Below are 260 nucleotides of genomic sequence, written 5' to 3'. Positions count from 1 at the left end.
TTCGGGTTCCGATGACTGGCGTGCTCCAGTCGTTTAATTACGGCTGATCGTTACACGCATCGGCCAGCTCTGCTGGTCGATGTTGTTTACGCAATTCCAGATTTTGTGACAGCACGAGGAACAAGGGATGTTCGCGCCGGCCAATGAAACCCACTTTGCCCTGACCATCGAAGGTCTTTCCGCCGATTTCCAGGTGTTTACCCTCACCGGCCGGGAAGCCATCAGCCAGCCTTTTGTCTTTGAGGTGGAGCTGGTCAGTG

1 protein-coding gene is annotated in these 260 nt (G+C 54.6%); it reads left to right on the top strand.

All coding sequences use genetic code 11. The annotated features are described in order from the left end of the window. Window positions 1–127: 127 nt before the first annotated feature. On the top strand, window positions 128–260 hold a 133-nt coding region (locus tag ACWR1S_RS30990), incomplete at its 3' end, for a hypothetical protein (RefSeq protein WP_454566159.1).

It is taken from the genome of Pseudomonas sp. AIG (assembly GCF_977020205.1).
Note: the sequence above shows the minus strand (reverse complement) of the source record. Positions and strands in the feature narration are given on the sequence as shown.